This is a genomic window from Micromonospora sp. NPDC007230 (assembly GCF_042869115.1).
Taxonomy (GTDB): domain Bacteria; phylum Actinomycetota; class Actinomycetes; order Mycobacteriales; family Micromonosporaceae; genus Micromonospora.
On the sequence record NZ_JBIAFE010000020.1, the window covers coordinates 144,482 to 153,889 of the forward strand.

7 protein-coding genes are annotated in these 9,408 nt (G+C 72.5%); 1 reads left to right on the forward strand and 6 read right to left on the reverse strand.

Annotation, left to right across the window (positions count from 1 at the left end):
• Window positions 1-174: 174 nt before the first annotated feature.
• From pulA to ACFYML_RS25825, 5 genes are all read right to left on the reverse strand, one after another.
• On the reverse strand, window positions 175-5,673 hold the full coding sequence (gene pulA / locus ACFYML_RS25805) for a pullulanase-type alpha-1,6-glucosidase (protein ID WP_387423077.1): 5,499 nt from the start codon (window positions 5,671-5,673) through the stop codon (window positions 175-177).
• A gap of 177 nt (window positions 5,674-5,850) precedes the next feature.
• A complete protein-coding gene (locus ACFYML_RS25810) occupies window positions 5,851-6,171 on the reverse strand; it encodes a hypothetical protein (RefSeq protein WP_387423078.1) in 321 nt (106 codons plus the stop codon).
• Entirely contained in the window at window positions 6,135-6,827 is a 693-nt protein-coding gene (locus ACFYML_RS25815) for a cellulose binding domain-containing protein (RefSeq protein WP_387423079.1), read from the reverse strand. Before ACFYML_RS25815 ends, ACFYML_RS25810 begins: the two co-directional genes overlap by 37 nt.
• Window positions 6,828-7,250: 423 nt before the next feature.
• Window positions 7,251-7,640, reverse strand: a complete 390-nt coding sequence (locus ACFYML_RS25820) for a hypothetical protein (RefSeq protein WP_387423080.1) — start codon at window positions 7,638-7,640, stop codon at window positions 7,251-7,253.
• Between the two features lie 40 nt (window positions 7,641-7,680).
• Window positions 7,681-8,343, reverse strand: coding sequence for a hypothetical protein (locus ACFYML_RS25825; protein WP_387423081.1), 663 nt, complete (start codon window positions 8,341-8,343; stop codon window positions 7,681-7,683).
• Between the two features lie 19 nt (window positions 8,344-8,362).
• On the opposite strand from ACFYML_RS25825, the gene ACFYML_RS25830 reads away from it, so the two are divergent.
• Complete coding sequence (locus ACFYML_RS25830; protein ID WP_357441994.1) at window positions 8,363-8,536, forward strand: hypothetical protein; 174 nt, start codon at window positions 8,363-8,365, stop codon at window positions 8,534-8,536.
• A gap of 13 nt (window positions 8,537-8,549) precedes the next feature.
• On the opposite strand, the gene ACFYML_RS25835 is transcribed toward ACFYML_RS25830, so the two are convergent.
• On the reverse strand, window positions 8,550-8,918 hold the full coding sequence (locus ACFYML_RS25835; protein WP_073838234.1) for an ArsC/Spx/MgsR family protein: 369 nt from the start codon (window positions 8,916-8,918) through the stop codon (window positions 8,550-8,552).
• Window positions 8,919-9,408 lie beyond the last annotated feature (490 nt).

Below are 9,408 nucleotides of genomic sequence, written 5' to 3' on the forward strand. Positions count from 1 at the left end.
AACAACAACGGCAAGGTCAAGCTCGACGAAAAGACCACCATCACCGACAACGACCCCACCAACTGCGGCGGCACCGTCAAGGACTGCTTCAACTGACCGACGGCTGGCGAAACCTATCCCACACAGCGATCCGGCCCCCTGCCACCTCGGTGGCAGGGGGCCGGATCCGTCGGGTCAGCTCTGCACGAAGACCGCCACGCTGCGCGCCGGGACGGTGAACGTGCCGGTCGCCCCGTCGAAGGAGGCCGTCCGGAGCACCGGGTCGGCCGACGTACGCAGCACCGGGTGCAGCGCCACGTCCGCCCCGCGCAGGCCGGTCACCGTCTGCGTCGCCGCCGCCGGCGTGGCGTTGAAGACCACCGTGACGGACTTCCACGCCCCGCCCAGGCCCCGGGCGTCCAGGGTCATGGTGAGCACGCCCGGGGTCTCCTGCGTACCGGACAGCGGGAAGGCGACCCGCTGCTGCACCTGGTCGGCGGTGGTCAGCCCGAACACCGGCGACGACCGGCGGATCCGGAGCAGCTCGGCATACCGGGCGTCGGCCAGGTCGATCGCCGCGCAGTCCGGCACCAGCTTCGGGTCGGCCAGCAGGGGCTTGGCGTACGGCCACTTGTCCCCGTTGTCCGCCGCCGGCGGGAGGCCCGCGCCGAACCCGTTGCCCTGGGCGCAGTCCCACCGGATCTGGTTGAACCAGTCACCGGAGTTGTACGAGTTGCGGTCCAGCGACTTGGAGCGCAGCCGCTCCGAGCCGGCCGTCACGAAGCCCGTCCCCTGCCCCATCACCACGGTGCTCAGGGCGAGCACCTGCATCCGGGCCCGGTCCGCGGCCGAGGTCCCCTGCGGCAGCTTGTACGCCAGCGCGTCGTACAGGATCTCGTTGTCGTGCGCGTCGACGTACGTGACCGCCTCGCCCGGTGCGGCGGTGTAGCCGGCCGGTGAGCCGTTGTAGTCGACCTGGGCGCCGGTGACCTGCCGCCCGGACGAGTCGGTGAACCGGTAGCCGCGCAGGTTGCCGGCCAGGCCCACCTTGATCAGGTCATGCTGGTGCAGCAGCCGGGCCCGCTGCTCCGCCGCCGAGCCGTTGACGTCGTCACCGTTCGGGTCGGACCACAGGCCGGAGGCGAAGCCCTGGATCCGCGGGTTGCCGTCGAACGGGCCGCCGCCGCGTACCCCGTCCCGGAGCCGGTCGTTGAAGGTGCCGATCCCGGTGCCCGCCATGTTGGCCTGGGTGGCCTGCACGAACCGGGCGTCGCCCGCGACCTCGCCGAAGTTCCAGCCCTCGCCGTACAGCAGGATCTTCTTCCCGTCCACGCCGTCCCTGGCCAGGGTGAGCTGGTCCAGCGCGGCGCGCACGGCCAGGATGTTCGCCTTCGGGTGGTGACCCATCAGGTCGAACCGGAAGCCGTCCACCTTGTACTGCTTGGCCCAGGTGACCAGGGAGTCCACCACAAGCTTGCCCATCATGGCGTGCTCGGGGGCGGTGTTGGCGCAGCAGGTCGAGTTCGCGACCGTACCGTCCTCCAGCAACCGCTGGTAGTAGCCCGGCACCACCTGGTCGAGCACCGACTTCGGATCGGTACCGGCGGCCGAGGTGTGGTTGTAGACGACGTCCATCACCACCCGCAGGCCGGCCCGGTTGATCCCGGCGACCATCTGCCGGAACTCGGTGCTCCGCTGTGCCCCGACCGGGTCGACGGCGTAGCCGCCCTCCGGGACCGTGTAGTGCAGCGGGTCGTACCCCCAGTTGTAGCCGTCGGAGTCGGCGACGGCCGACACGCACTTCTGCTGCTCGTCCGAGTCCGGCGGCAGCGCCGCCAGGTCGCAGCCGGGCTGCCGCTGGTCGGCCCGCTTCTCGGGGATGGTGGCGAAGTCGAACGCCGGCAGCAGGTGCAGGTAGTTCACCCCGGCCTCGGCGAGCCCGGCGAGGTGCTTCATGCCGGCGGTCTTCGGATCGGTGAAGGCGAGGTAGGTGCCGCGCCGCTCGGCCGGCACGGTGGTGTCGGCGATGGAGAAGTCACGGACCGACACCTCCTGGATCTGCGCCTTCGCCGACGGGACCGCGGCCGGCTTGCGCAGCGCCGCCCAGCCGGCCGGGGCCAGCGCCGGGTCGGCCAGATCGACGAGCTGGCTGTGGGTCGAGTCCGGCGCGAGGGCCACCGAGTAGGGGTCCGTCACCGACGCCGTGACCAGCTTCTGCGCCGCCGGCTGCCAGGCCTCCACCCGGTAGCGGTAGTACTTCCCGGTCCAGTCCTTCGTCCCGCGCACCGACCAGACGCCGGTGCGGTCGTCGCGGCTCATCGACACCGTCTTCGGCTCGGCCGTCGGCGAGTCGAAGAGCTGCAACGCGACGGTGCGCGCGGTGGGCGCCCAGACGGCCAGGGTGGGCACCTTGCCGGTGAACGTCGGGCCGAGCTTCGCCTGGGTGGCGGGCCGGTAGACGTCGTCGAGCACGCCCGGGATCTGCACCCCGGTGGCGCCGAGCAGCTTGCCCTCGGCGTCCCGCTCGGTCACCACGAGCTGCCCGCGCAGCGCCGCCGGCACCTTGGCCAGGTCGGCCCGGTCCAGGCTGAAGGTGCGGTAGGACCACAGGTGCGGCCACGCCGCGCGCTGGGCCTCGGTGAGCCCGTTGCGCTCCGCCCGCAACGGCAGCGTGGTGTACGTCCCGGCCAGCTCGCCGTCGCTGATGCTCAGCCCACCGGCCGGGGCGGCGACCAGGGCGTACCGCTTGCCGTCGGTGGGCCCGGTCTGCCAGGCGACGGTGGACCGGTCGATCCACTGCGCCTTCTGCTTGGTGATGTCGAGGTCCTGGGCGGCGCCCGTGCTGGTCGACGGGAGCAGCCGGCCCTTGCTGCCGGCCAGCAGCCAGACCTCGCGCCCGGCGGCGGTGAAGTCGAGCCGCTGGTCCTCGGGCTGGTCCTTCTCGTCGCCGGAGTGCACGATGTAGCTCAGCCCGGTGGCCCCGGCGGCCAGGGGCACCCGGAACACCGCGCCGAAGGAGTCGATCTTCTCCGGCTTCAGCGGGTTGCCCCAGTCGGTCGGGGTGGCCGCGCCGTCCCAGAGGTGCAGGCCCCAGCCGTCGTAGTTGCCGTCCGCCTTGCGCCAGTGGATGACCGCGGTGCCCTGGTCGGCCGGCGGGTCGGGCTCGCCGGTGGCGGCCTGCCGGGTCGGGTACACCGTCGGGTCACCCTGCTTGACCCAGATCTCGCCGGTCTGCGTCACGTCGATGCTGCGGTCCTGGTCGACGTCCTTGGTCCCGTTCTTGTCGACCACGAGGAAGCCGACCGACCTGGCGCCCGGCTTCAGCTTGACCCAGGCGAACCGGCCGAAGGAGTCCTCACCGGCGAACGGCTGCCCCTTGGGCCACTCGGTCTGGTACGCCGGGTCGATGTCGCCCCAGGTGTACAGGCCCCAGTCGGCGTATCCGCCGGCCGGGCGCTGGTAGTGCACCACCGCCCAGTCCCGCGACGCGCTCTGCACGGGGGTGCCGACGACGCCGGTGGACCGGGTGCTGGCGAGGCGGCCCTTGCCGTCGCGGACCACGGCCTTGTACTCGACCTTCGTGCCTCCCGGCAGGCCGGTCAGGTCGTGGTGGACGGTGTACGGCGCCTTGTGCGCGCTGCCCAGCAGGGTCCACTTGCCGCCGGGCACCCGGGCGGCAAAGGTGACGGTCGCCAGGGGGTCGCCGGTGACCTGTGCGGTGACGGCGGCCCGGGTGGCGACCGGCGCGTCGCCGGGCTCGGTGACGGTGACCGCCGGGGCGGCCCCGGCCTGCGGGATCGCGCGGTCGGCCCGGAGCACCACGGCGGACATGGCCGGCACGGTGACACTCAGCTTGCCGTCGGCGCCGGCCGTCGCGGTGGCGGCACCGCCGTAGACGCCGGTGAAGGTGGCACCGGCCGACCAGGTGTCCACGGTGACAGTCTGCGCGCTCGCAGCGTTGTTCACCGCGACGACGTACTCGGTGCGGTCGGCGGGCAGGATCCGGGAGAAGGCGAAGACGCCGGGACCGTCGGCGGCGTACCGGGTGACCTGGATGCCGTCCCGCAGCGCCGGGTGGGCCTGCCGCAGCCGACCCAGCTCGCCGATGGTCCGGTACAGCGGGTGGCCGGTGTCGTGCTGGTCGCCGGCGTGGGTGCGGGTGGTGCCGATCAGGTCGTCGTCGAGGTAGTCCGGCACCTGGCTGGCGAACATGTCCTGCCGGGCGTCCTTGTCCCCGCCGGGGCCGGTGAAGCCCTGCTCGTCGCCGGAGTAGACGACGGGCTGGCCGCGGGTGAGGAACATCAGCTGGTGGGCGAGCTGGTCGCGGCGCAGTTGGCTGGCGTCGTCCCCGCCCGCGGCGGCGACGAAGGAACCGATCCGGCCCATGTCGTGGTTGCCCAGGAAGGTGGTCAGCCGGTTGGCGTCGGTGTCCCGGGCGGCGTAGAGGTCGTCCCGGGCGTACAGGTCGGCGAGCGCCTTGGCCGAGCCGCCGGCGGCGGTGTAGCCGCGTGCGGCCTCCTGGAAGGAGAAGTCCAGGGTGGCCGGCAGGCCGCCCTGGCGCACGTACGTCGACTCGATCTCCTGGTCGGCGCTGTAGACCTCGCCGAACATGAAGAAGTCCGGCTTGCCGGCCTTCTCCGCGGCCCGCTGGATGCCGCGGCTGAACTGCGGCCAGAAGTCGAGGTTGCTGTGCTTGACCGTGTCGAGGCGGAAGCCGTCGACGCCGGCGCGCGTGATCCACTGCGCGTAGATGTCGGTCATCCCCCGCACCACCTCGGGCCGCTCGGTCCAGAGGTCGTCGAGGCCGAAGAAGTCGCCGTACTCGCTGTTCTCGCCGGCGAAGGTGGAGTCGCCCCGGTTGTGGTACATGGTGGGGTCGTTCAGCCACGCCGGAACCTTGACCTTCGCGTCGGCCGCGCTGGCGAAGGTCGGGGTGTACGGGAAGGACTTCTCGTTGACCTGCGGGAAGTCCCGGGTACCGTCGGCGTAGTTGCGGTCCTCGAAGGCCCGCCCCTGCGCGTCCCGGTACGGCGCGGTCTGCTTGTCGACGTAGCCGTACCTGTTCTCGGCGTACCTGATGACGTCCGCCGTGTGGTTGACGATGATGTCGAGGTAGACCTTGATGCCCCGCCGGTGGGCGAGATCGACCAGCCTCGTCAGCTCCTCGTTCGTGCCGAAGTGCGGGTCGACCTGGGTGAAGTCGGTGATCCAGTAGCCGTGGTAGCCGGCGGAGACGTCCGCGCCGGTGCCCTGCACGGGCCGGTTCTTGAAGATCGGGGCCAGCCAGATGGCCGTGGTGCCCAGGCCCTGGATGTAGTCCAGCTTGTCGATGAGCCCCTTGAGGTCACCGCCGTGGTAGAAGCCCTTGTCCTTCGGGTCCAGGCCGGTGGTGAGCCGGTCGCCGGTCAGCCCGCCGGTGTCGTTGCGCTTGTCCCCGTTGGCGAAGCGGTCCGGCAGGACGAAGTAGAACTGCTCGGCCCGGGCGCTGTTGCTGCCGGCCTTGAGCAGCGCCTCGGCGGACGGTTCCTGGCTCCACTGTGGGGCGTTGGCGGCGGCGAGGAGGCCGGGGACGGCAGCGCGGTCGCTGCCGTCGGCGCTCAGCTGGTGAACGGCGACCGGCACGCCGACGAGCGTGAGCACGAGGAGGGAGACCAAGGCGAGCAGCGCCTTGGGGGATATCGGCGGGGGTTTCATCGACGGCCTTTCTCTGGTCGCTGATTCGCCCGCACGCTAGCCCTTGCCGAAACGTTCTGCAATACCTTGCAAACCAAGTCGCAACAAAGCAGCTGTCTTGCGAAACGTGCCCGTTCCCACGATCGGCGTGTCCGGCGGAGGACGCGGCCACGATCGACGGCGCCGTGGCGAGCGGGCTCAGAAACCGGCGCAGCGCGCCCCGTTGGCGGTGCAGCCGTCCGGCCGCGTCGTGGCGACCGGCTCCATCCCAGTCACCGGCGCCACCGCAGTCACCGTCGGGGTGAGCGTGCCCGGCGCCGGCTCCGGCAGCGGGACCGCCGCTACCGGCCGCACCGGCCGATCGGGGTAGGTCCGTCTACTGCCGACCGAGGTCAGCGCGACGACCAGCAGCACCATGACGATCGCGCCGATCCCGACGACGATCCAGGGTGAGGAGGTGATGGCGGCCCCGGGCGACGGGTTCAGCCGATGGTGCAGTCCGCGCCGTTGATCGTGCACCGTTCCGGCCGGTCACCCGTGCCCGTCCGATTGAACTCCAGTCGCACGGTGACGCTCTGCCCCGGCTTTAGCGCCCCGGTGCCGGCCAGCACGAACACTCCGCCGCCGCGGGAACTGGCCGAGACCCCGGAGGCGGATGAGGCCTGGACGCTCTTCACGTTGCCGGCGAAGGACAACTTCACCGTCCAGTCCTGGCCCGCCCCGGACCCGTTCGCGACGGTCAGCCGGGCGGAGAACCCCCGCCGATCGCTGCCGGTGGCCTCGTACCGGGCGGTGACCGCGCCATCGGCCACGAGCGGCGCGGGCTCGGCCAGCTCCGGCGCGGCCCGCGACGGGCTGACGGGCCGGGTCGGGCCGACCGGCCGCGACGGGCTGGGCGACGCCGTCGGCGCGGCGGTGGGTTCGGCGGTGACCGGCGGCGCGGCTGGGTCGTCCGGCGTGGCGGAGGGGCTCTCCACGCCCTGCATCGGCAGGTAGATCGGCGGCGCAGCGGCCGCCGGGACCACCCGGCGCTCCGGGCCCCGCGCCGCGAGCAGGGCGATCACGAGCAGGGTGGCGAGCAGGCCGACGCCGAGCAGCACCACGATCCACGGCACCGACATCAGCAGCCTGGGCGCCGACGGCCCGTCGGACGGTTGACCACGTCCGGCGTTCATCACGTCCCCCCTCGCCGAAGCCGAGCGCCAGCGTAGCCAGCCGTGAGCGGCGGGTGGCAGCGGGCCGCCAGGTTTCGCCCGTCCGGCCACCGGGACGCGGAGAACGGATGACCACCACCCGGCGATCGGCCCGCCACCACGAGGCGTACGCACCGGAGCGCACCGCATGTCGGCCAGGCCGTCCGGACCCGTCGATGGAAGACCGGTCGGCTCGGCCCGGTCCTATGTCGAGGTTTCTGCCGGCCGTCCGTCATGGACCGCTTCACCGAGCCGCATCACGCGGCGACGCGCCACCGGCGGCGCCGCAGCCGGCTGGCCCGCTGCCCGGCAACCGCGGCGGCGGGCCGTCGGTCCAGTGGTCGTCGTCGTGGACCAGCGGCGCGTCGGCGGCTGAGCCGCGGACGGCACCCCCGCCGGCGCGCGTCAGGCGGTACGGATGACGGTGCAGATGGCCGGCCCGTCGTCGGTGGCCCGCAGCAGGTAGCGGTAGCGCTCACCGGGCACCGCCCGCCCCCGGCTGTCCAGGAACTCCCACCGCACCGCCACCTCGGTGAGCAGCGCGGAGACCTGCTGCACGTCCTCGATCTGGGCATTGGCCGCGACCAGTTCCCGCTCCCGATAGTCGGCGGCCGCGCCGACGAAGCTGAGGGTCACCGCGGCCGGGGAGGTGAACGAGAAGCTGTACGTGCCGGCGACCACCAGCCCGGGCAGCGCGTAGCAGCCGGCGATGGCGGACAGGTCGCCGGTGGTCAGCGCCACGCCATACCGGTCGAAGAAGTCGGTCAGCGCGGCGAGATGCGTGGAAGCCGTCACGGGGCTCTCCATTACCGCGCGGCGGCTCCGGCAAACCTGGTCAGCGCGGCGGGATGCGTACCTCGATCTCGGCGCCGAGCTGCGCGCCTCCGGTGAGATCGAGGTCGTCGCCGCTCCAGAACCGACCCGGGTCGTACCAGTTGGGCCGGCGACCGGCGGGCAGCAGCCCCATCGCCTCGTAGGTCACCGCCACCACCTCGGCGCAGTACGCGGTCTCCAGCGCCCGGTCGCGCACCGGCACACCCCCACCCTCCAGCGTGGACGGCCGGCGACGACGCAGGTCGGGCACCCGACCCCGCGCCCACCGCCAGGCGAGCTGGGCGGTGGACGGGAACGGAGTGCCGTCGAGACGCGCCACGGTACGCAGCACCGCCTCCTCCATCGCGGTGTCGGCCGGGGGTTCGAGCTGGCGCAGCCAGGCCCGCTGGCCGTACCGGTTGGCCCAGACGCAGACCGCGTCCCGCAGGTCGTGCAGCTGCACGCCGCGCTGGTGGGTGCCGGTCCACCGGTCCGGCAGCGAACGGCCCAGCTCGGCGTGCCACATCAGCGGCGGCAGGTCGTCCAGGACCAGCGCCATGCCCACGTGGTTGACCGGGCTGTTGGTGGTGAACTGGATGGCGCGGTCCGGCACGCTGCGCCCGCGGAACACCCACACGTCCCCGGTCCGGGTCAGCTCCACCGCCGCATCGAGGCTGATGCTCATAACGGACTACCCTAGGCCGATGCGGCAACGGATGCGGTGGTGGAAGCTGCTCGGACTGGCCGGCCTCGCCGGCGTCGCGGCGACCGGCGTGGTCGTGGCCCGGGCGGAACGGCGGCGCCGGGCGTACACCCCGGAGGAGATCCGGGACCGGCTGCGCGAGCGGCACGCGCAGGCGACGCGGCCGTCCTCCTGACCGACCCGGGGGGTCACTGGTCCGCGCGGCGCACCGCTTCGTCCAGCGCCTCAGGGGTACGACCGACCAGTGCGCTGCCGTCCTCCAGCAGCAGGATCGGGCGCTGGATCAGCTCCGGGTGCGCGACCATCGCGGCGATCCAGCGCGGCTCGGCGTCGTCGTCGCGGGGCCAGTCGGCCATTCCGAGGGCCGCCGCGGCCGGCTCGCCGGTGCGGCAGATGTCCCAGGCCCGGGCGTCCAGCCGGCGCAGCACCTCGGTCAACTCGCCCGCGCTCGGCGGCTCCGCCAGGTACGCCCGCAGCCGGTAGGGCACCCGCGCCTCGTCGAGGGTGGCCCGGGCCGTGGCGCACTTCGAGCAGGACGGGTTGTGCCAGATCTCCATGACCCGACATGATGGCACGCCGCCAACCGGCATCTGCGGTGACCGACGTCCGGCCGCATCCCGAGCAAGACCCGCCCGAAGCACGTGCATGCCTCTCGACCGGGTTCGGCGGAGGTGCGCCGCCTCACCAGCCACGGTCCGCGCCCACACCACTTCGGCTCGGCGCCGGCAACCTGATGAGGCCACGGGGTGGCGAGTCACGAGTGGAACGCCATGGAGGTGACTGGTGGCTCTCGACGGCAATGGCGTTCCACTGAGTGCCGTGCCTGTACCAGCGGGCCGGCATCGACGATCCGCCCAGCTTCCGAGGATGCCGTCTTGCCTGCGCTCATCGGCGGGGTCTGTCCCCGTCCTCGCTTTGCAGCCGGATACGCAGCCTGCCACGTTCTGTGAGGGTTGCGTATGTGGCTGCAGAGCAAAGCAGGGTGCGGGTGGGTCTGGTCCACGGCGGGTTGTGACGGTGGGTGAAGGTCGACCCGTGCGTGTGGCC

Excerpts from the sequence above, each read along its gene's own strand:
- ACFYML_RS25815 (WP_387423079.1), bottom strand. The coding sequence starts at position 6,827 with ATGAACGCCGGACGTGGTCAACCGTCCGACGGGCCGTCGGCGCCCAGG.
- ACFYML_RS25830 (WP_357441994.1), top strand. The coding sequence starts at position 8,363 with ATGCGGCAACGGATGCGGTGGTGGAAGCTGCTCGGACTGGCCGGCCTC.
- ACFYML_RS25835 (WP_073838234.1), bottom strand. The coding sequence starts at position 8,918 with ATGGAGATCTGGCACAACCCGTCCTGCTCGAAGTGCGCCACGGCCCGG.
- ACFYML_RS25825 (WP_387423081.1), bottom strand. The coding sequence starts at position 8,343 with ATGAGCATCAGCCTCGATGCGGCGGTGGAGCTGACCCGGACCGGGGAC.
- pulA (WP_387423077.1), bottom strand. The coding sequence starts at position 5,673 with ATGAAACCCCCGCCGATATCCCCCAAGGCGCTGCTCGCCTTGGTCTCC.